The organism is Dellaglioa sp. BT-FLS60, assembly GCF_054941065.1.
The window spans coordinates 53,758-76,483 of sequence record NZ_JBSOLI010000035.1; the positions used below are offsets into that span (position 1 = coordinate 53,758).

Genomic DNA, 22,726 nt, shown 5'->3' on the forward strand with positions numbered 1-22,726 from the left:
ACCTCAAAAAATTTTGAGGTGTTTTTCTTTAATCATAATTTTGATCAATAAAATCATTAAAATACGGCATTTTAAAACTAATTAACCCATATCCTGTTTTTTCGGTAATTCCCCAATGGTTTAAAACAGCTTTATAAGTAGTCACCTTATTTAACGTCCAATTCATCGATTCCCGTAAATCTTTAGTTGTCACATCGATACCGCCATAATTATGGATTGCGAGTACTAATTCACGAGCATTTGGCGCTAAATCTGTCATCACTTTCATATAAACATTGCGATACAAAGCTACCTTAGCCCATAAGATGGCATCTGCAATATTACTCTGATTAACTGGATTTTCAGCATGTTCCCACACATAATCACCTAATAATTGATACATATAAGGATAACCTGCAGAAGCATCTGCCATGTCAATCGCTTGTTGGACACCGAGTCCACGATTTTTAAATAGTTCAATATACGATGAACTAATAATCGCTAGATCTAACGGCTTTAGCACAACCTGATTTGAACGTAATAAAAACGTTAGTGCTTTGTCGTTAATGACTGAATCAACCGTTGAAGGTAATCCGGCTGCAATAATTATAATCGGTAACCCTAATGATCGATACGAGCGATATGCCGAAAACAAAGTTCTTAATTGTGGCGTTATATTTTGAACTTCATCCAGTAAAAGAACGACTGTCTTACCTGAATGTTCTGTTAGTCGCAGCAAGTCCTCTACATCGTACTGAAATGTCGATTTTCTTTCTTTAGCGTCACTGTTTAAACTGACTCCAGGTACATTAACGCCAACACCTTTAATTTTTAAATTACTAGGTAATTCACGTTCAATTCCTGCAATCACGTTATCTAATAACTCTTCGGTTGAAGATAACATTAACTGAATCACATTAGGTTGGTTATTTAATTTTTTAGATAAAAAAGTAAGTAAACTAGTTTTACCGGCTCCCCGCATCCCCATTATGAATGTGGTTCTCCACCGACTGTTACTATTCTCGACAGATTCCATCACGTTATTTAAAACTGAATTATCACTGATGAAACTCGTATTATTATAATCAAACGACGGATTAAACGGATTATCCATAAAATGACACCTACCTTTTCTTACTCTTTTTTCAGCGCTACTCTTTCCTACTCTTCTATCATTAATCCTACTCTTTCCTACTCTTTAGTGCAAATTATACATCGTAATCATTTGTTTCACGTGAAACAAATTAAAAAAGGTATCGTCACAAAGACAACACCTTTCCTATAAAATCATACCTCTAATGAAATTTCGAATTTAAAAAATGAGTTAAATCAGTCGCAGCATGCCCAGTAATTGTCACAAAATCGTTGGAAACTTCTGAAAGCAACCCAAGTGCACCGCCGGCATACATTGACGATAACATGTGCCCTTCATCTCCATCATTATACATATCAGCAAATGTTGTCAATGTCACTGGTTGATAACCAATATGATGATGTGAAACTTCAGATAATAGCGCAGCTAATTGTGGCATCGTATAATTTTGTGATTGCGTTAAAGTGTAAATTTTATTATTAACCTGTAATTCAGGCTTAGTCGCAACCGTTGCGAAGGCCTCAGCGCTATCCTCTAAGCTGATAAATGATAATGCTTGCTCGTTAATTGGATAAATCACATTCTTTCGTTCGATTAATTCAGGTAAATAAGGAATTAACGGATCAGCATATAATGCATTACGCAAAATTGTGAAATTTAAGTTAGAACTAGCCAATCGACGAGGTAAATACCCATAAAAAGCACTAAGATCAAAAGGATTATCAACTTGATCGGCAATAAATCCCATCGAAATAAAGTGGCCTACATGTGCCTTTTCAGCCGCTTTTATCACATTTTCTAGTTCAGTAACACGGCTAAAACTGTCATGACTCTTACTAGCAACATAGATTAAGACGTCAGTTTTATCGAACGCAGTTAGCAAACTATTCTGATCAAAGTAATCTATTGCTAGCGTTTCAATTCCTTGTTTTTCAAAAACGGCTGCCTTCGCTAAGGTATGGACAGCTAACCGGATTTCGTCAGTAGCAACGCGCTGCATCAATTGTTCTGTAATAGCAGTCCCTAAATTACCGGTAGCCCCCGTAACTGTATAGTTCATTTCACTAACCTCCAATAATAAGTTTCTTTTTTTGAGCAACTAAAATTTGATCAATAATTTCTTGTAAACTTGTATGATTAAGACTAACTTGAGCGGCGAGAGTCGCTTGTTGATATTGTGCCTCTAAAATAGCTTGAATATTGCCACCAACAATACATTCAGGATTTGTTTTTTTATCAACCTCAAATAAGGTTTGGTCAGATTCTACAGCCAAATAAACGTCTAGCAAACTTATCTCATCTGCAGATTTAGTCAAACGAGGTTGGGCACTGCCCTGTTTTGTCGTAATCAAATTAGCCTCCCTTAACTGTCCCATTAGCCGTCTCACGACAACTGGGGACGTTTCAACACTACTGGCAATAAGGTCACTAGTTAATTTAGCCTCTTGATAAATCTCTATGAATGCCAAAATGTGAATCGCATCACTATAACGGGTAGAAATTCGCAATCATGCACCTGCTTTCTCATGTAACTAATATAGTTACAAATATAAGATTAAATAAATAAAATGTCAAGTATATCAATTGACAAATAAATGAACAAACACTATTATCATAGATAGTTGTTACTTCAAAAGTATTAAATAGGAGCTTATAAATGATTGAATTTGTCAAAGTAAATAAACAATATGATACAGAATTAGCCCTCAAAGATTTAAGTTTAACGATTAATGACGGCGAATTATTTGTATTAGTCGGTCCTTCAGGTAGTGGCAAAACAACCTTATTGAAAATGATTAACCAACTGATTACACCAACTACCGGTAAAATATTAATTGATAACCAAGATGCAAGCACAATGGATTTGGAACAATTACGCCGATCAATCGGCTATGTTTTACAGACAGGCGCCTTGTTTCCAAACATGACAGTCGAACAAAATGCGGCCTTACAATTAGAAGTCTTAGGTTATAGCCGCGCTGATCAATTAGCACGAGTGAGTGACTTATTACAACAAGTGGGTCTTGACCCAGCGCTCTTTTTACAACGCATGCCCCACGAATTATCAGGTGGTGAAGCCCAACGCGTTGGTATTGTTCGTGCTTTAGCAACCAAACCAAAGCTCGTTTTAATGGACGAACCTTTCAGTGCTTTAGATCCCTTGTCCCGTCAACAGTTACAACAAATTATTACGCAATTACATGCCCAACTGGATGTCACTTTTATTTTTGTCACGCACGATATGAGAGAAGCATTGAAATTAGGGACTCAGTTAGCGGTCATGAAAGATGGCATCTTACAACAAGTGGGCACCCCACATGAAATTTTAACGCATCCGAATAATAAATTTGTTGCTGAATTTTTCCGTGATGAACAAGAAGAAACAACCGTCGCAAGCTTATTATCACTAAGTCTAGGCGAATCCAGTTCAGAAAAAGCCACTGAACCACTAACAGAAACAACCACTTTGGCTGAAATTGCTCAAAAATTACAACAACACCCTTCTGTCATCGTGACAACGACACAAGGTAATCTAAAAATAACAACAGACGATTTATTAGCCTATTTAGCAAGGGGGCATGACTAATGAGATCCGTATGGCACGTTTTAACGACACAGCATGCAGAAATAGTTAAAGCCTTATTACAACATATTGAAATTTCAATCATTGCCCTAGTCATTGCGGTAATTATTGCCGTTCCATTAGGCATTTTACTCATGAATCGTCCTAAAATAGCTGAAATCATTTTACAAGTAACCAGCGTTTTACAAACAATTCCCAGTTTAGCGTTATTAGGAATTTTAATTCCGTTGGTTGGGATTGGGATGGTGCCAACAATTATTGCGTTAGTGGCCTACGCCGTTATGCCAATTTTTCAAAATACCTATTCCGGCCTAACCTCGATTGACCCACAACTAGAAGAAGTCGCCACGGCATTAGGCCTCACTCGCTGGATGAAATTACGCAAGTTTGAGTTGCCAATTGCGTTACCCATGATCGTATCAGGCGTTCGGATTGCAGTCGTCATGATTATTGGTACTGCAACTTTAGCAGCTTTAATTGGTGCTGGTGGGTTAGGAACCTATATTATCTTGGGAATCGAAACTAATGATAATTCTTTATTAATTATCGGCGCTGGCCTATCCGCTTTACTTGCCATTTTATTTAGTTTAATCATTAAAAAGATGATTTCTTTTTCTGGTAAAAAAATCGGCATTACCCTATTAATTATGGCTTTATTAGGTGGCGGTGTTGCGGGTTATCGGTATTTAGCACAACCAAAATCAACCATCACCATTGCTGGTAAAATGGGTAGTGAACCTGAAATTCTAATTAATATGTATAAGGATTTAATTGAATCTAATGATTCTCAGGTGAACGTTCAAGTTAAACCTAATTTTGGTGGCACATCATTTTTATTTAAGGCACTACGTTCAGGCTCAGTAGATATTTATCCCGAATTTACCGGGACGGTCCTTGAATCATTGGTAAAAACGAATCAAAAAGTGACACACAATCCAAATAAAACCTATCAAGTAGCAGCGAATTTGCTAAAAAATCAGTACCAAATGACATATTTATCACCCATGAAGTATCAAAATGGTTATACATTAGCTGTTACTCAATCGTTAGCTAAAAAGTATCATTTGAAAACAATCAGTGATTTAAAAAGCGTTAGTGCCCAAATCCATGCTGGCTTTGACCCTGATTTCTATCAATTATCAGATGGCTATCCTGGACTCAAAAAGGCCTATGACCTTAATTTCACTAGTGTAAAAACGATGGAACCCACTATTCGCTATACAGCAATCGCTAATGGCAAAGTTAATTTAGTGGATGGCTACACAACCGATTCGCAAATTAAACAATATCATTTAGTTATGTTAAAGGATGACAAGTCGTTCTTCCCACCTTATCAGGGTGCCCCATTGTTATCAGATAAAACAATTCGTGAACATCCAGAAATAAAAGGGATATTAAGCAAATTATCCGGAAAAATTACAGTTTCCGACATGCAAACTATGAATTATGCCGTTACCGTTAAGCACGAAAAAGCGGCTACTGTCGCACGAAACTACCTGTTAACTCATCACTTGTTGAAGGAATAATAGGTAACAAAATAATTATTTCCAACTGCCAAGGGCGGTCAATTTTGATAATTGACCGCCCTTTTTTATATTTAAAATGTAGTGACTGACCAAAAAAATCAAATCGGATTCTGATTCTTTGTCAAATATCCGGACAAAAATATTGTTGAAATTTAACTAACTTTCCATATTCATCATACTAAGTTTGAGTAACGTTAATCTAAAAAGCTCATTAAGGCTTCATCTCTAATAAACGAATAAATATTTATAAGACACATTGCCGCATTTACTTCAAATCAAATTATTACACTAAAATTTAGTAATAATAAGATTTCCTTAACTACTTAACTCGATAAATAGTTATATTAGTTGGCTCTAACCAATTATCTTGTAAAAATATCATTGTACCTATCAAACTAATTATAATAACAAAAATTGAAACGATATAAATTATTTTATACCAACTATTATATTTTGTATTTTTCCAAATAATATACATTGGTAAAAGTATGCCAACGGGCGGAATTATAGCAGACGCTAAAGAAAGAATTAAAAGAAAAATACCTTGATTATTATTCTGATATAATTGAATATTTTTCTTTTTTTCTTAATAGATTCCGTATTAGTTTGTAATTCCTTATTTTTTCTCACCAAGTCATCTAATAGTGTTTTATACAAATCACTGAGCAATACTAAATTATCTAAATCTGGATATGTTCGTCCATTTAGATATAGATTGTCGCGTTATACACAAAATAGTTGCAACTTCATTTTGTGTATACCCATTTTTCACCCTAGTATCTTTCAATTGTTGCGCAATATTTTCCATAAAACCTCCCACCAGTCCCAATTTTTACATTTCTTATCCCTTTTAATACGATATAGCTTTTCACTTACATTTTTATATTGATGATAATATTTTTTTGGATTACCTTTAATTAGGTTGTAAAATTATTATCTATAAGTATTTTTACAACCTATGTTAAAATATACTTACTACTGAATATCAATAATGAGTTTACATTTCATACTTATACTGAATCTAATACTTCATCAGATTACACCATAACTAATAGGCAATTTTTGAATTATCTAAAACAAACTGATCCTACCTCTTATGCAAAAATTCCAAGTTCTGTTATCAAAGATGCCTTGCATGATGATTTATTAAGACACGGCGGTACTTATATAAAAGGAAATAAAAAAGGATTTACTCTTTATTTAAATTCTGCTATTTGTAAAGTACTAATTTGGGGTGGAATTGGTGCAGCCGGAGTATATGCAGGGCCTTTATTAGCATCTATTGGTATTACCGGAGCAGCTGCAGGAGCATCAACTACAATAATTATTGGAGCTTTAGGCAAGGCATCTTCTAAAGCAAGATCAAAAGGGATTTGGATTAAAATTGGTGGTAAACATTTAGCAGGCTGGGGCTATCAATAAAAGGAGGCTATAATGAAATCTATTATTGAACGTTTAATTCCCGTGGTAATTGCTCTTTTGGGACTCGCTATTGGACAGAAATATCTGCTCCCAATAATTAGCAATAAAACATTAGGTATTATTTTATTGTTAATTATACTTGGACTAGTGAGTGGTGGTGCCGTTTATATATATAATAAATTGACCTGAGACATGACACTCCAACCAAATTAATTACTTAAATATCAGTTAAGCAACTCAGACATGAGGTTCTCACCTGCTAAAATTTTAGCAGGTGAAAACTTTATGTTCTTTTTTTTGCGAAAAAAAAGTGCTGATGATTTCTCATCAACACTCAAAAATATAGAACCGCTAGTTTCAACTAAGTCATGTCTTTTATTTTGGTCGGATCAGTTTGTAGCGCTCACCTAGATTAGCGTACTCTGGCCCGGCCAGCCTCGCCACTGGATTCAGCTTTTTAGCATCAATATACATTTTATCTTGGTCTAAAATATCATCCTCAATATGGAAATAAACCACCTCGAGAATAAATAAATCTGTGATAATTTTGCCATCATTCATGATAGGAACATGTTGGTTTAATTTCACTTCAAATCTAGCTTTAACGTCCTTAATTCCTGGCACAGAAACACTATTACTTGGTATCGTCTCTAAGCCCAGCTCAGCAACTTCACTTTCATCCGAACCAAAACTTGCCGCACTCTGATTGACTAATTCCATCAATTCACGAGTTGGCAATTGGACAACAGCCTGTTTCGTTTTAACTAGATTTGCAGCGGTATGCTTCATCGTGCCATCTTTACGTCGATTAATTGAGACTGACATTAATGGCAATTGATCCGAAACAACACTGAAAAAACTAAACGGAGCTAAATTAATTAGCCCCGCCTCGTTCGCACTAGTAACCCATGCTATTGGTCTTGGAATCAAGGTTCCAGACATTAATTTGTACTGATTTTTAGTCGATAAATCGTTACTATTAAATGAAATCATTTAGTCTTTATTCCTCAATTTTTAATCTATTTGTCTCATCCAACCACTGCTTGGCATCCATCAATTCTGATTCTGAAATTTGATGTGACTGTTCCGCTTCAAAACTTGTGAAATCAATATCAGCCTGCTGACAGAAATTCTTCAACTCACCAAAATTTGATTTTGAGACAATTGGATCCAAAAAGCCATGCGATCCCCAAATTTTGATGTCACTTAAATCGATATCCGTTTTAACATCCGATGATAATATCATTGGGTGTAATAACACAGCTGTTTTAAATTGAGCCTGACCAGTCAATAATGAATAGTATGCAACGTTAGCCCCATTAGAATAACCCAGAACAATCAATTTTGTTGGGTCAAACGCATACTCAACTGCTAATTCATCAATCACAGTCATTAGCCATTTTGTCTCTACAGCCAAACTATTTAAATCAAAACCACCGTCTGGTAAATGAGCAAAATAACGCGTTAAATCATTCTCAACTAACCGTCCACGAATCCCAATTTTAGGACTATCTGGTGCTAAAAAGTCCGCAATTGACAACAAATCAGACTCTGTTCCACCCGTTCCATGTAACATCAAAACGGTGGCATTGCCTGCTTTACCAGGTTTGTAAGACGTGATTGCTTCTGTCATAATTATATCTTCTTATCTGAATTAAAATTAACCAAGTGTGCTTCAATATCTGCACGTTGATCTTCCAAGAATGGTGGTAATTCTAAATGAATACCAGCTTCTTCATACGTTTCATCTTGTAAGAATCCAGGACCATCCGTTGCAATTTCAAACAAGACACCTTCACCAGGACGGAAGTATTCTGATTTGAAATAGAAACGATCCACGAAACCTGAATCACTAAGTCCAGCACTTTGGATTCGATCAATCCAGTATTTTAGTGATTCGTCATCTTCAGTTCTAAAAGCGATATGATGTACTGTCCCATATGCTTGAATTTCATTTGGTAAAACACGACTTTCTTCAATAATAACTTGCGCGCCATGGCCCCCATCGTTTAATTCATATAAGGTACGTTGATCTTCTGTCGCAATTTTATCAAATCCCATTAATTTTGTTAATACGATATCCATACGTTCTGGATAATCCACTGTAATGATCGTTGTGCCTAAGCCACTAATTGCGAACATTTTAGGAACTGGGCTGTATAAATAAGGTGTCCCAGCTTCTACGCCATGGTTCCGTTCGTCAGAAATCAATTGATATTGTTCATGATCAAAATCATAAAAATTCATTGTTTTACTACCAAAATTCATTTCAATATCGTCATGTTCAATATCGTTATCATCAAATCGTTCTGCCCAGAAATCTAATGCGTCATCGCTGGGAACTCTAAAACCAATTCTTGAAATGCCATTTTTACCTTTTGTCCCTTGAAATAAACCAGGAAAATCAAAAAATGTAATATCAGTTCCTGCTGATCCCATATCATCTGTAAAATATAAATGGTATGTTCTAATATCATCTTGGTTAACGGTCTTTTTAATTAAATGTAAGCCTAATATTTCTGTCATAAAACGGAACATTTTTGGTGAACTTGAAGTAATAGCTGTAATGTGATGTAGTCCTAATAATTTAGTATTCATAATTGATGCCCCCAATTTATTTTATAAGCTTAAATTATCACACTTACTAAAAGTAAGCAAGTTATTTATCCTACTTTTAGTATAAATGATAACGTTCACAAAATTTAACGAATTGGTTATTCGGTAAACGCATTCGCTAGTTGTGCCACAAAGGCTTCAATTGGTTTGGGTAATTCGTTCCTTGAAACCAGATAAAACTCACGTTGATACTGTTTGGCTAATGTTTTAACTGGTATTTCAGGATAATCGGCTAGCGCTGCGCTTGAAATAATTGACTGTCCAATTCCTTGTCTCAGTAATTGAATAATTAACGAGTTACTTTTAACCGTCATGAAATGTTCCAAAGTTAAATTATTCGCTTTTAAATAATTAATTGAATAGTGATAAACACCCGATCCCTGTTCCCTAAGGAGCCAAGGTTCTGTCGTATCACCCGCCCAAACTAACTGATCAGTCGTCAAGGATTGGCGATTGATATTTTTCTCCGTTAATGGTTTTTCAATAAATCCGAAATCTAACTTATGTTGTTTCAAATTTTCCATAATTTGTGATGAGTTAAGCACACTAATTTCTAATTCTAATTGTTTCATAGCTTCTTTGTTTTGACGTAATAATTTTGGTAGTAAATAGGCAGCAGTCGTATGTGATGCAGCAACCTTACAGGCAATTTTCTGATCACTTTTTTGATGTTGTAAGGCAAATAAATCTTGTTGCCACAAGTCTAGCAATTGTTGTGTTTGTTGATAGAGTAACTTGCCACTTTCGGTAGGTATAATTTGCTGACGTCCATTTCTTTCAAACAAGGTAACACCTAACCTTGCTTCTAACTGTTTAATTTGAACTGAAATTGTTGGTTGGGATAAAAATAATAATTGCGCACTAATTGTAAAATTTCTTGTTTCGTAAACTGATTTGAAAATTTCTAAATTTTTAAAAATAGCAGCCACTTCCATTCATTTTATTAATAGTACTTATTATAAAGATTTATTTTATTAATTGAAACAAATCTACTATAGTTAAAGTAACGTTTAGAGAGGATGAACAATTTGAAAAAAATAATTAATTTACTACCAGGCTTTATCGTTGCTCTATTAATTGGTCTTGCCAGCTTTTTTATCGCTAAACTCTGGCTACCTATGTTGGGCGGTGCGACTATTGCCCTATTCATTGGTATTATTTTAGGCAATACTATTTTACAGCAACCCACACTAACCGCTGGAACTAAATTTTCTGAGAAACGGTTACTAGAATATTCCGTTCTTTTACTAGGCGCCACAATTACATTTCAGAGTATTAAAGAGATTGGTTTAAATGGTCTATTGTTCACTTTTATTCAAATGAGCATCACAATCATTTTTGCAATTTGGTTAGGAAAAAGATTAGCTTTTAGTGAAGGAACCTACTTATTAATGGCTGGGGGAAATGCAGTCTGCGGTTCTTCGGCCATTGGTGCTATTGGACCTGTAATCGATGCTGATAATGAAGAAATTGGTATTTCAATTACATTGGTAAATCTAATGGGAACCATTTTGATGTTAACTTTACCAGTACTTGGCACACTTCTCTGGGGTGGCAATAACGTACTCAGAGGGGTTTTAATTGGTGGAACTGTGCAATCTGTTGGTCAAGTTGTTGCCAGCGCAACGATGCTAAATCAACATGTCATCGTAACGGCTACTCTATTTAAAATACTACGAATCATTTGTTTAGTTTTCGTCATTAGCATTTTCGGTTACTTACATCGAAAAAATCAACCTAGTCACCAAACAGCGCAGGTAACAACCAAAAAATCAACTTTAGTTCCTTGGTATGTTATTGGCTTTTTAACACTCTGTATCCTTAATAGTTTACACTTTTTGCCCTCACCAATCGGTGGAATTGCCCATTTTCTAAGTACTTGGTGTGAAATTATTGCCTTAGCCGCCATTGGTCTTCGTTTAAATTTAAGATCTTTATTCAATCAAGGCAAGCGTTTACTACTATACGCTGGTGGTATCATGCTTGTTCAAGTCTTATTAGCAGTTGGTTTAATCACACTCTTATTTTAAATAAAATGACCCTATGACCTGGCTAAGCCAAAATCATAGGGTCATTTTTATTCAAATTATAACTTAAAGATACGCTCTTGCCGGTCAAAACTCTGATCAGCAAACCAGCCTTCTAATAGTGTTAACTGTTGTCGTTCAAAAATAATTTCCTTATTTTGAGCCAAACATTTAATCACTTGTCCGGCTGTTTCACGAGTGGTTCCACTCACTAGAGCCAGCTCCTTAATCGTGACATGATAAGGAATCGTGACATGCTTTTGCGTAAAGTCAGCACCTAATTGCTCTGCCAAAATATTGATAGCTTGAACAATCCGATTATGTGCACTTGATGTTACCATTCTTTGAACTTGATTTTCTGTAGCGCTTAAGATAGTCGACATTTCTTTAATTGCTCGAGTTGCCATTAAAATATTTTGCTTTAATATTTTTTCAACCAAGGCCATTGGAAAGTAGACAATTTGAATATCTGTCATCGCTCTTGCCAAATACGGATAATTCTTGTCACTTAATAGTCCTCGATAGGGAAAACCCAAGTCATTTTTAATGTATGAAAAGAAGCCAAAATCACCATCAATATCAAATCGTTCAACGCGTATCACGCCTTCTATTAAAAAATAGAAACGTGCCCGTTGATCTGTTTCATCAAAAAGAACTTGCCCTTTTTGAAACGACTTAATACTCATATTATTCATTAGTAAATTTGCTTCTGCATCAGTTAACGTTTCAAAATCCGATAATTGTCTTAAATATTGCATATATTGGGGTACATCTTTACTTTTTTGTCCCATATTGATCCCCTCCACTAAGTTTCCAAACTCTCTCCACCTACAAATTTAACATGGATATCCAATAGCCTCAATCAACCTTACAACATTGTTCGTTTATTCATCTTAAACGCGCATTTTTTCTATTTAACCTTTAACGATGACAGTTCCAGCATCGTTATCTAACAATTGACTAATATTCTCTAATGAAGTCACAATTGCGCGACCTTTCTGACTTGCATCCACAAATTCAATTGCTGCTTCTATCTTAGGTAACATGCTTCCTTTAGCAAATTGATCTTCTTTAATATATTCTTTCAATTGAGAAACAGTCACATTTTCTAATTTTTCTTGATTTGGTTTATTAAAGTTAACGTAAACATTGTCAACACTCGTCAAGATAATAAGTAAATCAGCATCCACTAATTCAGCTAATTTTTCTGAAGCAAAATCTTTATCAATAACAGCTTCTACCCCATGTAATTTGCCATTTTCCTCAACAACGGGCACACCACCGCCACCAACAGAAATTGAAATAACACCATTCTCTGTTAAACGGTCAATTGTTTTATATTCTTTAATTCCTGTTGGACGTGGTGAAGGAACGACACGGCGCCAGCCACGTCCTGCATCTTCAACAAACGTCATATCAGCATGTGCAGCCATTTCAGCTTTAGCAGCTGTTTCTGTATAAAAGGGACCAATTGGTTTTGTTGGATTACTAAATGCGTCATCATTTTGATCAACAATAACTTGTGTCACAATAGTTGCGACTTCTTTCTCAATTCCTTTTTCAGCCAATGCATTATCTAGTGCATTTTGCATCCAATAACCAATACTTCCTTGTGTCATTGCAACACAGGTGTCTAATGGTAGCGCTGGATTCTTTTCAGATATTGCAGCTGCTTGTTGCAACAACAAGTTCCCAACTTGTGGCCCATTACCATGAGAAATAATTAAATTATCACCCTTTTCGACAAATTTAACTAAATATTCAGCTGTTTCACGCAATGCTCTTTGTTGTGCTTCAGCACTAGCATCCTTTGACAAAATAGCATTTCCACCTAAAGCAATCACAATTTTTCTTGACATATTAATCCACTCCTCATTTTTTATTCATTCATGTAAAGCTTGTGATAATCGTTTCAAACCTTCTTTTAAAACTGATTCTTCTGCACAATAACCTAATCTAGCGTGTCCTGATAATCCAAATCGACTACCTGGTACCAGTAACACACCGTAATCTTTTAATAGTTTCTTACAAAATGTCTCATCGTCTTCAATCGTTTCAAATTTAATGAACGATGTCGAAACAGCCTTTGGCACGACTAAACTAACTGCCGGTTCATTGTCCACCCAATCTGTTAAAATTTGTAAATTATGTTTAACAATTTTTCGGTTTCTAGCCAATACTAAGTCTTTATTTTTAAGAATATGTACAGCCATTTGATCATTAAAAACACCTGCACAAATCATAGTGTAATCACGATATTTTCTGAAAATGTCTGTCACTGTTTGATTAGCAACCGTCCAACCAATCCTGATACCCGGTGTTGAATACGTTTTTGACAAACTATTAGTTGAAATACCTTTATCATATAAATCAACAATGGAACTAACGTCTGTTGTGTCATCTAATGGTAGATAAACCTCATCAACCAAAACATACGCACCAACCTTTTTAGCAATTTTTACTATTTCGGTCATTAATTTCGTTTCAATTACTGTTCCAGTTGGATTATTAGCATTATTCAAACAAATCATTTTTGTATCTGGACGAATTAATTTCTTTAACTCGGCAATATCTGGCATCCATTGATTTTCTTCAGAAATATGCCAAAAATCTACTTCTGCTCCTAACGATTTAGGAATGTCATACAATTGTTGGTAACTAGGATACATTGAAATAACATGATCTCCCGGTTCAATCAGAGCATATAAGGCTAATTGGTTAGCCCCCGTTGCCCCATTTGTTTGTAAAACTTGATCTGGTTTAACCGTTTGATATAACTTACTAACTTCTTCTTTAAATTCAGGTGACCCTTCGATCCAACCGTAGTTCATCTTCTGTTGATCTAATTTTTGATAAAATAACTGACTGTCTTCTCGATTAATTGTCAATAATTCAGCCATTTTCATAGATGAAATGGTGCTCTGTGCAATGTCATAAGTTGCATCATTTTCGTAGACATTCAACCATTCTTCTACCCCAAATCCTGCTATTTCCATGAGCCTACACTTCCTTATCTGTGATTAAACAACCATTCTGCCTGATGCAATCAGCCAGATACCAATACAAGCACCGATGACTATAACCAGGGTTATACCAATTTCACTTTTTGATAAGAATTTCTCACCTTGTGCTTGTCTTGCTTTTCCATAAAAATAAATTCCTGGAATGTAAGCAATTAAGCAAAGTAATAAGTAACTAATACCAGCCATAATAATGCCGGAAACTTGGAATATTAACGCAATTAAACCATATGTTAATTGTGCCTTGTTCCCTTTTTCATTAATATGTTGAATTGAATATTTAACTTGATACATAGCCACTAAGATATAACAAACAATAATTGAAGCTGTACATAATGAATAAGCAAAGTTATATGCTTTATCTGTAAATAAAAGTGTGAAAAGGAATAATTGCACTAATCCACCTGTCAAAATTAAGGCAAACGTTGGTGCTTTTTTGTCATTAACTTTACCGAAGTAACTAGGTAATAATTTACTTTTAGCCATTAATAACATCGTTTCTGCTGGAAGCATTGTCCATGATAACCATGCACCTAAAATTGATATAATTAAACCAATTCCAATGACGTAACCACCAACTGGTCCAACCATTTCAACAGCGATGTAGAGCATTGCTGGTTGATGAATTGAAGCTAATTGTGCTTGTGTCAAAATTCCATAAGGTAACATTGAAGCTAGGACATAAACGACTAGTAAACTAATCAAACCAATAATGGTTGCTTTACCTGCGTCAGATTTCTTTTCTGCACGTGAAGACAACATTGACGCACCTTCGATACCAACGAAGACCCACATCATAACCATCATGCATTTTTTAATTTGAGATGCGACATCACCAACGACAAAATTATGGCTCATCGTACCCCAGAAGTTAGCTGTAAAAATATCGATTTTGAATAAGAATATAGCAACAACAATAAAAACAAAAATTGGAATCAATTTGCAGACTGTGACAATTGCATTAATTGCTGCAGCACCTTCAATACCACGATTAACGAAATATGTTAACGACCAACAAAGAATACTAGCAATCAAAATTGAAGGTATATTTTGCCCTGATTTGAAGATAGGAAAGAAATACCCAACCGCACTCATCAAGATAGTTGCAAACGCAACGTTTCCCAACCAAGCAGATAGCCAGTAACCCCAACCACTAATGAATCCAGCGAAAGGACCAAAGCCTTTTTCTGCATAAGTGAAGATACCTTCTAATTCTGGTTCTTTATTTAATAAATTGTTCAAAGAAAGTGATAACATCAAAATACCAATTCCTACAATGACCCAACCAATTAATGCAGGACCTGGAGACGATGCATTGGCCAAATCGGAAGTTAATCCGAAGACCCCACCACCAATAGAAGAACTGATAACTAACGCTACTAACGCTAGTAAACTAATTTTTTTAACTGTATGTTTTTCGTCCATAATTTAACTGCCTTCTTTCTTTAATTAAAAATAAAAGAGGAACTAATCTAAAGTCTTGCTCCAGATTAGTCCCCCTAATGACAGCCTATTTTTTTGCAGAGACACTTCCCTGTTAAGTTACTTTCACCGTTAAAAACAAACTATCGTTACGTTATTAAACACGTGGAATGAATAAGTTTCCTGCAGTTGCAGCCATAATTGCTTTGATAGAATGCATTCTGTTTTCTGCTTCTTCAAATTGACGTGCATATTTACTACGGAATGCTTCGTCAGTAATTTCCATTTCTCTAACACCGTATTTTTCAAACATTTCTTTACCATATTCAGTTTCAATACCATGGAATGCTGGTAAACAATGCATAATGATCATGTTCTCATTGCCAGTCTTTTTAACCATGTCCATATTTAATTGGTATGGTTTTAATGTTTTAATACGTTCTTCAAATTTATCTTCTTCACCCATTGATACCCAAACATCAGTGTAAAGAATATCTGAACCTTTAACACCCTTATCAACGTCTGAAGTAATCATATTTTGACTGCCTGATTTTTTAGCAAATTCAGCAGCAAATTTTTGAATTTCTTCAGTTGGTTGTAATGAGTCAGGTGCAACGATATGAATATTGACACCTAGCATTGATCCAGTAACTAAAAGACTGTTAGCCATATTGTTACGTCCATCACCAACGTATGTTAATGTGATGCCTTTTAATTTACCAAAGTTTTCTTTAACTGTCATGAAATCGGCAATCATTTGTGTTGGATGCCATTCATCAGTTAAACCATTCCATACAGGAACACCTGAGAATTTAGCTAATCCTTCAACAACATCTTGGCTGAATCCGCGGAATTCAATCCCATCAAACATGCTACCTAAAACTTTAGCTGTATCTTCAACTGATTCTTTTTTACCTAATTGAATATCATTTTTACCAAGAAATTCAGGATGTGCACCTAAATCAACTGATGCTGTTGTGAAAGCAGCACGTGTTCTTGTTGAATTTTTTTCAAAAAGTAAGGCAATATTCTTACCTTGAAGATATTTATGTGGAATACCACGTTTTTTCAAATCTTTTAAATGGATTGAGAAATCGATTAAGTATTCTAATTCTTCTGGAGTGAAATCTTTTTCTGCTAAAAGACTGCGACCTTGAAAGACTGTATTTGACATGTTATTTTCCACCTTTTTTAATTTTTATTTTTTTAAATCTTCACGAACAATAGGCATACTCATACAACGTGGACCACCACGACCTCGTGATAATTCGGCTGAAATAACTTCAATCACTTTAATGCCATAACTTCTTAAAACTTCATTTGAAACATAGTTACGGTTATAAGTCACAACTGTATTTGGTGCAATTGCTAATGTATTTGATCCATCATTCCATTGTTCACGAGGTGCAACAACAGCATCGCCGTTACCAACTGGAATTAAGATAAGTTCAGGTACTTTTAAGACTTCACGTAAGACGTTTTGAAGGTCCGTACGATGTGAAATATTAATATGATTATCTTTGCCTGGTTCTAAGATGAATGTATCAACGTTTCCGCCATTATCTTGGATTCCTGGATGAATTGTGAATTTATCGTAATCAATCATTGTGAACACTGTATCTAAATGCATCATAGCACGGTTGTTAGGGATTTTAATTGCTAAAATCTTATCAAAACCACTGTGTTTTGCGAATAGAACTTGTGCCAATTCTTCGATTGAACGAGCCGAAGTCCGTTGTGAGATACCAATTGCAAGAACGTGGTCGTTTAAAATTAATTCATCTCCACCTTCCATACGGTCGAGATGGTTGCGGCTACGCCATACGTTCACACCTTTATTAGCGAAACGTGGATGGTATTCCATGATATATTCCATAAACAATGATTCACGACGACGTGCAGCGAATGTCATACGGTTAATTGTCAAACCGTCGCCCATTGAAGCTGCTGGATCACGTGTGAAGTAAAGGTTAGGCATTGGATCCATAAAGAATGGATAGTCTTCAGACGAACTGAGATCAACTAAAGCATTTGACTTGTAATCGATTTCATTTGTTCGAACCCCAGCCATAATTTTATCAATCATGTCTTGTGTTTCCATTGAAAGCAAGTATTCTTTCAATGCGGCATGAAGTGTACTAGAAACTAATCCTGATTCATCTAACATTTTTTCTAAGAATTCTTCTTTTACATTTCCTGCATCTAAAGCTTCAGCTGCCAAAGTTTCAAGGTAAATTGTTTCAACGCCATTGTCTTGCAATGTTTTTGCGAAGAAATCATGTTCTCTTTGGATTTCAGGTAGGTATGGAATATCGTCAAACAAAAGACGACCCATGATATCTGGTGTTAAGTTTTCAACTTCTTTACCGGGTCTTTTTAACAAAACGGTTTTAAGCGTTCCGATTTCTGATGTAACATGTACTGGACTTGTCATAATGATTACCTCCTATATATTTATTACATGCAAAGCATAACAGGAACGATTGGTCTGATTTAGTAAACGGTTACACTCACAATGTGATGCATTTATCATTATGAGAATTTTTTCGTCTTACAAAACTATAAAACGCTTTCATAACTAGCTTTTATATCATTTAAAATGAGAAACATTATAATATTCTTATTTTAACGACACTTTTAATAGATTAGAACTTGTAGTACCAATAATCCGCCACCAAATAATAAAACGAACGCAACTACTGGCCAAACAAATTTTACCCAGTGAGAGTATCTAATATTTAACATCTGAAGTGTTGCCATAACTAGTCCTGTTGGGGCTAAGAAGAGCATCGCATACTGACCAAATTGATAAGCAGAAACGACAATAAATCTTGGAATATTGGCAGAATCAGCTAATGGTGCAAATATTGGCATTGCCAAAACAGCCAATCCTGACGAAGAAGGAACAATAAAACCAAGGAAGAAGAAAATAATCATCATGACAATAATGAAAATTGGTCCACTTACACCAACTACCAAAGATGAAGCATATTGGAGAATCGTATCTGAAATTAAGCCTTGATTTAAAACGATATTAATTCCTCGAGCTAATCCAATAATAAATGACACCCCAACTAAGCTAGATGCACCATTAACGAACGCATCAATAACCCCTTTTTCACCAAGGCCATCTCGGCCAGTCCCTGTTAAAAACATAATTGCGATAGCAAATACTAAGAATGATGACGCCATAGTTGGGAACCACCACCCTTTTGCCATCACGCCCCAGACCATAATTGGGAAAGTAACCACAAATAATAGCAAAATTAATTTCTTGCGAATCGTGAAAACAGATTTAGCACTACCTTCACCTGAAGAGACTGACCACAATTTATTAAACTCTTTACTATCTTCATAAGTATATGAAGTAGTTGGATCTGCCTTAACTTTTTTACTATAACGACCTAAGTAAATAACTAAGAAAATAGCCCCAACAATCAAACCAACAATCCGCCAAATCATACCTTGCGTGAAATCAATTCCAGCTGCATTTGACGCAATAACAACTGAAAACGGATTAATTGTAGAGAACGTTGTTCCGATTGAACTGGACAGGAAGATGGCTCCCACGCAGACTATCGAATCATATCCCATTGCAATAAATACAGGTACCAAAATTGGATAAAAAGCCACAGCCTCTTCTTCAATTCCGCATAAAGTCCCCCCTAAAACCATTAAAATTGAAACAAAGAAAATAGCTAAAAACTCATGTCCCTTCGTTTTCTTAGTGAGCGCAATTAGTCCTGATTCAAATGCACCACTAACTTTAACAACCCCTATTAGACCTCCTAGAACTAAAATAAAGACCATAATATCAACAGCTTCAATTGTCCCATTAACCATACTATTCGTGATATCTGCTGGTCCTGCTGGATTTTGCTTCAATCGCTGATATGTATTAGGAATTGAGACTGCGGCTGTAATGCCACCAGATGTAAATTGTTTAATCGCAATTTTGACATGTAGTTTATCTAATTGATGTTGTGTCGCAGGTACTTTTTTTACAATGCCGTGTGCATCTGTAATTTTTAATTCTGTACTGGCTTGATCATAAGATAATTTTGAATAAGAACCTGCTGGAATAATCCATGTTGCCATAACTGCAACAATTGTTAATATAAATAAAATAACAAAAGCGCCAGGCATTTTTAGCTTAAATTTTTTCTTAGGTGTCTTCACCATCGTTGTCGTTGAATCCATTGTCTTTTTCCTCCTTTAAACTGTTTCATAATCATAATTACCCCTGCTCATTAAATTTCTACCATCGTCACTCCTCCTCCAATTGTTTCGTTTGGAGTATATCAGTGGTGTCTTCTTTGTGTAGTGAAATAGATGGCATAAAATGTGTGAACCAGCTCACGTTTTTAACAAATCGCTCTTTTAAAAAAGAAAAAGAGTTCAAAAATAAGATTTTCCAATCTCACTCTTGAACTCTTCTTTAATTTTTTAAAATTCACAATGTTTCACGTGAAACATAATATTACTTAAACTTCCTTGGCTAAACAATTACATTCGACCATTTCTGGTGCAGTTTTAGCCTTTTGATCAATCACAGCTTGTAGTTTCATAATGTCTGATTGGCTTAACGCAACTTCGCTCAACAAATCTGCAATAGTTGATCCAATCTTCATTTGGCACATATGATCAAACAACAATTGACTAACATGATCCATTGTTGTTTGTTCTTCTATTAAAGGCTTATAGATAAAAGCGCGTCCATCTTTATCAGCAGACAAGGCACCCTTTTTAACTAATCGACCTAATAACGTTTTAATTGTTGGCATTTGCCAATCCATTTTTCCATTTAAATTTTCAAAAATTTCATTACTAGTACTCTGCCCTAACGTCCAAATAACGCGCATTACTTCCCATTCAGCATCACTAATATCAATTACTTGTTTTGTCATCATGGTAAACCACCCTTCATTAATCACTCAATATCTTTATGATTACAATTGTAAACTGTTGTGTACGACACGTCAATAAGTTGCGCCTAACGAGCACATTACTCTAATGAAATATCCGACCACATAACACCATTTTTTAAAACTTAGCTTTTAGCCAAAACAATTGATATACTATTGTTTATAGCTTCATACTATTTAATTAAGGGGAACTTTTATGACTACTTTTTTTAACCGCTACAAAACATCTTTATTTCTACTTTCGGGATTAATTATAGGTGGTATTGTTGGTTTAATTTTTAAAGAACAATCTTCTATCCTCAAACCATTAGGTGATCTCTTTCTAAATCTAATGTATATGATTTTAGTTCCTCTCGTTTTCTTCAGTATCTCATCGGCAATTGCGGAAATGTCTGAAATGAAACGTCTCGGTAAAATCATGTTTACAACCTTGGCTGTCTTTCTAACAACAGCTTTCATTGCGGGCATTATTGGCTATATCGGTGTTCGTCTCTTTAGCCCTATTCATGGTGTTAACGTCGATACCATCAAGGGTTTGATGGGAACTGTTAAAGACACCTCAACAAAATCATCCGGTTTAGAAACATTAGTAAACACATTTACCGTTAATGATTTCTATCACTTATTATCTAAAGACAATATGCTCCAATTAATCGTCTTTTCAATTTTGATGGGAACAGCTGCTTCCGCTACTGGTAAAGCATCTAGCGCATTTACAAATTTTTTATCAGCCGGGAACGTTGTTGTTATGCGAATGGTTAAATATGTCATGTATTACGCTCCAATTGGTCTAGGATGTTTCTTCGCCAATATCATTGGTAACTTAGGGCCTCAGATTGCTGCTGGATACTTGCGTAGTTTCGTTCTTTATTTAGGCATTACGGCATTTTACTTCTTCGTGATGATGAGTTTATATGCCTTCATCGCCGGTGGTAAAGACGGTTTTACCATTTTTTGGAAAAATGTTTCAGCACCTGCTGTTACAGCGATTGCCACAAGTTCTTCTGCCGCAAGTATCCCTGTTAACTTAGAGTACGCTAAAAAAATGGGTGTTACTGAAGATATTGCCAATACGATCATTCCATTAGGCGCCAATACGCATAAAGATGGCTCTGTCATTGGTGGCATTTTAAAAACAACCTTCTTATTTGCTGTTTTTGGTAAAGATATTACGAGTTTACACAACATGATTATGATTATCTGCGTCTCATTCTTAGTCGGAGTTGTTATGGGCGCAATCCCTGGTGGTGGTATGGTTGCCGAAACCTTGATTTGTTCCATTTTCGGCTTTCCAATGGCTGCTCTTCCATTGATTTTAATCATTACAACCATCATTGATATTCCAGCAACTTTATTAAATTCAACAGGAAACACAGTCACTGCAATGCTTGTTACACGTTTCGTTGAAGGTAAGCATTGGTTAAAAGACTTTATGGCACAAAATAATTAAATAGGATAAAAAATCCCCCTATGTAAGACTTTTAAAGTCATACATAGGGGGATTTTTGTCTAAGATATAACCTTAATTACCTTACAAGGTGAACCATATGCCAAATGATTGGCTGGTACATCTTTTGTAACCAAACTACCTGCTCCAATCACTGAATTGTCACCAATTATAACTCCCGGTAAAACAGTCACACCCGCACCTAGCCAAACATTTTTACCGATTGTCACTGGTAAATTATATTGCGCATTTTTCAATCTTAATGCTGGGTTCAACGGATGAGTTCCGGCAATTAAAGTCACATTAGGTCCAATCATCGTATCATCACCAATCGTTATTTTGGTATCGTCGACTAAAGTTAGATTAAAATTAACATAGACTCGTGCACCGATAAACGTATTTTTGCCCCAATTCGCATGAAGTGGCTGCAATAATGTCGTTTCTTCACCAATATCACCCATAAATTTTTTTAATAACCGCTGTTTTTCGATACTTTTACTAGGTAATAGTTGATTATACTCAAATATCCAATCCGTATATTGCACTTGTTCTTGATTAATATCGGCATTTTCATAATAAATTTCGCCGCTATCCATCCGTTTTTTAATTTCTTCCGTGTCCATTTGATACCCTCCTAACTAAAGTGAAAACTCTCCCGTTCAATC

The 22,726-nt window shown here is 35.3% G+C and carries 23 protein-coding genes; 6 read left to right on the forward strand and 17 right to left on the reverse strand.

What is annotated here, in order from left to right:
- Positions 1–28 precede the first annotated feature (28 nt).
- The 3 genes from ACVQ8P_RS06715 to ACVQ8P_RS06725 form a co-directional block, all read right to left on the reverse strand.
- Positions 29–967, reverse strand: coding sequence for an AAA family ATPase (locus ACVQ8P_RS06715; protein ID WP_462298447.1), 939 nt, complete (start codon positions 965–967; stop codon positions 29–31).
- A gap of 307 nt (positions 968–1,274) precedes the next feature.
- Positions 1,275–2,132, reverse strand: a complete 858-nt coding sequence (locus ACVQ8P_RS06720; RefSeq protein WP_462298448.1) for an SDR family oxidoreductase — start codon at positions 2,130–2,132, stop codon at positions 1,275–1,277.
- 4 nt (positions 2,133–2,136) lie between these two features.
- Positions 2,137–2,580 carry an Rrf2 family transcriptional regulator gene (locus ACVQ8P_RS06725; protein ID WP_462298449.1) on the reverse strand — a complete coding sequence of 148 codons (444 nt, stop codon included), beginning with the start codon at positions 2,578–2,580 and terminating at the stop codon, positions 2,137–2,139.
- Between the two features lie 149 nt (positions 2,581–2,729).
- Between ACVQ8P_RS06725 and ACVQ8P_RS06730 the strand changes: the two genes are divergently transcribed.
- Together ACVQ8P_RS06730 and ACVQ8P_RS06735 are read left to right on the forward strand one after the other, a co-directional pair.
- Positions 2,730–3,659 carry an ATP-binding cassette domain-containing protein gene (locus tag ACVQ8P_RS06730; protein ID WP_462298450.1) on the forward strand — a complete coding sequence of 310 codons (930 nt, stop codon included), beginning with the start codon at positions 2,730–2,732 and terminating at the stop codon, positions 3,657–3,659.
- A complete protein-coding gene (locus ACVQ8P_RS06735) occupies positions 3,659–5,182 on the forward strand; it encodes an ABC transporter permease/substrate-binding protein (RefSeq protein ID WP_462298451.1) in 1,524 nt (507 codons plus the stop codon). Before ACVQ8P_RS06730 ends, ACVQ8P_RS06735 begins: the two co-directional genes overlap by 1 nt.
- Positions 5,183–5,858: 676 nt before the next feature.
- Here the strand turns inward: ACVQ8P_RS06735 and ACVQ8P_RS06740 are convergent.
- Positions 5,859–5,990, reverse strand: a complete 132-nt coding sequence (locus ACVQ8P_RS06740) for a helix-turn-helix domain-containing protein (RefSeq protein ID WP_462298452.1) — start codon at positions 5,988–5,990, stop codon at positions 5,859–5,861.
- Positions 5,991–6,244: 254 nt separating this feature from the next.
- On the opposite strand from ACVQ8P_RS06740, the gene ACVQ8P_RS06745 reads away from it, so the two are divergent.
- The gene (locus ACVQ8P_RS06745; RefSeq protein ID WP_462298453.1) at positions 6,245–6,604 is read left to right on the forward strand and encodes a hypothetical protein; all 360 of its coding nucleotides are present in this window, start codon (positions 6,245–6,247) and stop codon (positions 6,602–6,604) included.
- Positions 6,605–6,616: 12 nt separating this feature from the next.
- Positions 6,617–6,793 (forward strand): hypothetical protein, encoded by a 177-nt coding sequence (locus ACVQ8P_RS06750; RefSeq protein ID WP_462298454.1) that lies wholly within the window; start codon positions 6,617–6,619, stop codon positions 6,791–6,793.
- Between the two features lie 186 nt (positions 6,794–6,979).
- Here the strand turns inward: ACVQ8P_RS06750 and ACVQ8P_RS06755 are convergent, their stop codons facing one another.
- From ACVQ8P_RS06755 to ACVQ8P_RS06770, 4 genes are all read right to left on the reverse strand, one after another.
- Positions 6,980–7,597, reverse strand: a complete 618-nt coding sequence (locus ACVQ8P_RS06755) for a flavin reductase family protein (RefSeq protein WP_462298455.1) — start codon at positions 7,595–7,597, stop codon at positions 6,980–6,982.
- A 7-nt stretch (positions 7,598–7,604) separates the two neighbouring features.
- The gene (locus ACVQ8P_RS06760; protein ID WP_462298456.1) at positions 7,605–8,237 is read right to left on the reverse strand and encodes an alpha/beta hydrolase; all 633 of its coding nucleotides are present in this window, start codon (positions 8,235–8,237) and stop codon (positions 7,605–7,607) included.
- A 2-nt stretch (positions 8,238–8,239) separates the two neighbouring features.
- Positions 8,240–9,202 (reverse strand): ring-cleaving dioxygenase, encoded by a 963-nt coding sequence (locus ACVQ8P_RS06765; RefSeq protein WP_462298457.1) that lies wholly within the window; start codon positions 9,200–9,202, stop codon positions 8,240–8,242.
- Between the two features lie 116 nt (positions 9,203–9,318).
- Complete coding sequence (locus ACVQ8P_RS06770; protein WP_462298458.1) at positions 9,319–10,155, reverse strand: LysR substrate-binding domain-containing protein; 837 nt, start codon at positions 10,153–10,155, stop codon at positions 9,319–9,321.
- Between the two features lie 84 nt (positions 10,156–10,239).
- Between ACVQ8P_RS06770 and ACVQ8P_RS06775 the strand changes: the two genes are divergently transcribed.
- Positions 10,240–11,250, forward strand: coding sequence for a YeiH family protein (locus tag ACVQ8P_RS06775; RefSeq protein WP_462298459.1), 1,011 nt, complete (start codon positions 10,240–10,242; stop codon positions 11,248–11,250).
- Between the two features lie 56 nt (positions 11,251–11,306).
- Here ACVQ8P_RS06775 and ACVQ8P_RS06780 read toward each other — a convergent pair whose 3' ends face one another.
- From ACVQ8P_RS06780 to ACVQ8P_RS06815, 8 genes are all read right to left on the reverse strand, one after another.
- Positions 11,307–12,038 (reverse strand): Crp/Fnr family transcriptional regulator, encoded by a 732-nt coding sequence (locus tag ACVQ8P_RS06780; RefSeq protein WP_462298460.1) that lies wholly within the window; start codon positions 12,036–12,038, stop codon positions 11,307–11,309.
- Between the two features lie 123 nt (positions 12,039–12,161).
- Positions 12,162–13,106, reverse strand: a complete 945-nt coding sequence (gene arcC / locus ACVQ8P_RS06785; protein ID WP_462298461.1) for a carbamate kinase — start codon at positions 13,104–13,106, stop codon at positions 12,162–12,164.
- Between the two features lie 24 nt (positions 13,107–13,130).
- Positions 13,131–14,243, reverse strand: coding sequence for an aminotransferase (locus tag ACVQ8P_RS06790; RefSeq protein ID WP_462298462.1), 1,113 nt, complete (start codon positions 14,241–14,243; stop codon positions 13,131–13,133).
- Positions 14,244–14,267: 24 nt separating this feature from the next.
- A complete protein-coding gene (gene arcD, locus ACVQ8P_RS06795; RefSeq protein ID WP_462298463.1) occupies positions 14,268–15,692 on the reverse strand; it encodes an arginine-ornithine antiporter in 1,425 nt (474 codons plus the stop codon).
- A gap of 154 nt (positions 15,693–15,846) precedes the next feature.
- Positions 15,847–16,863: an ornithine carbamoyltransferase gene (gene argF / locus ACVQ8P_RS06800; RefSeq protein ID WP_462298464.1), complete on the reverse strand. Its 1,017-nt coding sequence runs from the start codon at positions 16,861–16,863 to the stop codon at positions 15,847–15,849.
- Positions 16,864–16,887: 24 nt separating this feature from the next.
- Positions 16,888–18,123 (reverse strand): arginine deiminase, encoded by a 1,236-nt coding sequence (gene arcA, locus ACVQ8P_RS06805; protein ID WP_462298465.1) that lies wholly within the window; start codon positions 18,121–18,123, stop codon positions 16,888–16,890.
- A gap of 203 nt (positions 18,124–18,326) precedes the next feature.
- On the reverse strand, positions 18,327–19,871 hold the full coding sequence (locus tag ACVQ8P_RS06810) for a YfcC family protein (RefSeq protein ID WP_462298551.1): 1,545 nt from the start codon (positions 19,869–19,871) through the stop codon (positions 18,327–18,329).
- Positions 19,872–20,173: 302 nt separating this feature from the next.
- Positions 20,174–20,599, reverse strand: coding sequence for a CopY/TcrY family copper transport repressor (locus ACVQ8P_RS06815; RefSeq protein ID WP_462298466.1), 426 nt, complete (start codon positions 20,597–20,599; stop codon positions 20,174–20,176).
- A 211-nt stretch (positions 20,600–20,810) separates the two neighbouring features.
- On the opposite strand from ACVQ8P_RS06815, the gene ACVQ8P_RS06820 reads away from it, so the two are divergent.
- Complete coding sequence (locus ACVQ8P_RS06820) at positions 20,811–22,064, forward strand: dicarboxylate/amino acid:cation symporter (protein ID WP_462298467.1); 1,254 nt, start codon at positions 20,811–20,813, stop codon at positions 22,062–22,064.
- 59 nt (positions 22,065–22,123) lie between these two features.
- On the opposite strand, the gene ACVQ8P_RS06825 is transcribed toward ACVQ8P_RS06820, so the two are convergent.
- Entirely contained in the window at positions 22,124–22,684 is a 561-nt protein-coding gene (locus tag ACVQ8P_RS06825; protein WP_462298468.1) for a sugar O-acetyltransferase, read from the reverse strand.
- Positions 22,685–22,726 lie beyond the last annotated feature (42 nt).

Coding starts and splice junctions, on each gene's coding strand:
- ACVQ8P_RS06715 (WP_462298447.1), bottom strand. CDS start 967: ATGGGGATGCGGGGAGCCGGTAAAACTAGTTTACTTACTTTTTTATCT.
- ACVQ8P_RS06720 (WP_462298448.1), bottom strand. CDS start 2,132: ATGAACTATACAGTTACGGGGGCTACCGGTAATTTAGGGACTGCTATT.
- ACVQ8P_RS06730 (WP_462298450.1), top strand. CDS start 2,730: ATGATTGAATTTGTCAAAGTAAATAAACAATATGATACAGAATTAGCC.
- ACVQ8P_RS06735 (WP_462298451.1), top strand. CDS start 3,659: ATGAGATCCGTATGGCACGTTTTAACGACACAGCATGCAGAAATAGTT.
- ACVQ8P_RS06740 (WP_462298452.1), bottom strand. CDS start 5,990: ATGGAAAATATTGCGCAACAATTGAAAGATACTAGGGTGAAAAATGGG.
- ACVQ8P_RS06750 (WP_462298454.1), top strand. CDS start 6,617: ATGAAATCTATTATTGAACGTTTAATTCCCGTGGTAATTGCTCTTTTG.
- ACVQ8P_RS06755 (WP_462298455.1), bottom strand. CDS start 7,597: ATGATTTCATTTAATAGTAACGATTTATCGACTAAAAATCAGTACAAA.
- ACVQ8P_RS06760 (WP_462298456.1), bottom strand. CDS start 8,237: ATGACAGAAGCAATCACGTCTTACAAACCTGGTAAAGCAGGCAATGCC.
- ACVQ8P_RS06765 (WP_462298457.1), bottom strand. CDS start 9,202: ATGAATACTAAATTATTAGGACTACATCACATTACAGCTATTACTTCA.
- ACVQ8P_RS06770 (WP_462298458.1), bottom strand. CDS start 10,155: ATGGAAGTGGCTGCTATTTTTAAAAATTTAGAAATTTTCAAATCAGTT.
- ACVQ8P_RS06775 (WP_462298459.1), top strand. CDS start 10,240: ATGAACAATTTGAAAAAAATAATTAATTTACTACCAGGCTTTATCGTT.
- ACVQ8P_RS06780 (WP_462298460.1), bottom strand. CDS start 12,038: ATGGGACAAAAAAGTAAAGATGTACCCCAATATATGCAATATTTAAGA.
- arcC (WP_462298461.1), bottom strand. CDS start 13,106: ATGTCAAGAAAAATTGTGATTGCTTTAGGTGGAAATGCTATTTTGTCA.
- ACVQ8P_RS06790 (WP_462298462.1), bottom strand. CDS start 14,243: ATGGAAATAGCAGGATTTGGGGTAGAAGAATGGTTGAATGTCTACGAA.
- arcD (WP_462298463.1), bottom strand. CDS start 15,692: ATGGACGAAAAACATACAGTTAAAAAAATTAGTTTACTAGCGTTAGTA.
- argF (WP_462298464.1), bottom strand. CDS start 16,863: ATGTCAAATACAGTCTTTCAAGGTCGCAGTCTTTTAGCAGAAAAAGAT.
- arcA (WP_462298465.1), bottom strand. CDS start 18,123: ATGACAAGTCCAGTACATGTTACATCAGAAATCGGAACGCTTAAAACC.
- ACVQ8P_RS06810 (WP_462298551.1), bottom strand. CDS start 19,871: ATGGTGAAGACACCTAAGAAAAAATTTAAGCTAAAAATGCCTGGCGCT.
- ACVQ8P_RS06815 (WP_462298466.1), bottom strand. CDS start 20,599: ATGATGACAAAACAAGTAATTGATATTAGTGATGCTGAATGGGAAGTA.
- ACVQ8P_RS06820 (WP_462298467.1), top strand. CDS start 20,811: ATGACTACTTTTTTTAACCGCTACAAAACATCTTTATTTCTACTTTCG.
- ACVQ8P_RS06825 (WP_462298468.1), bottom strand. CDS start 22,684: ATGGACACGGAAGAAATTAAAAAACGGATGGATAGCGGCGAAATTTAT.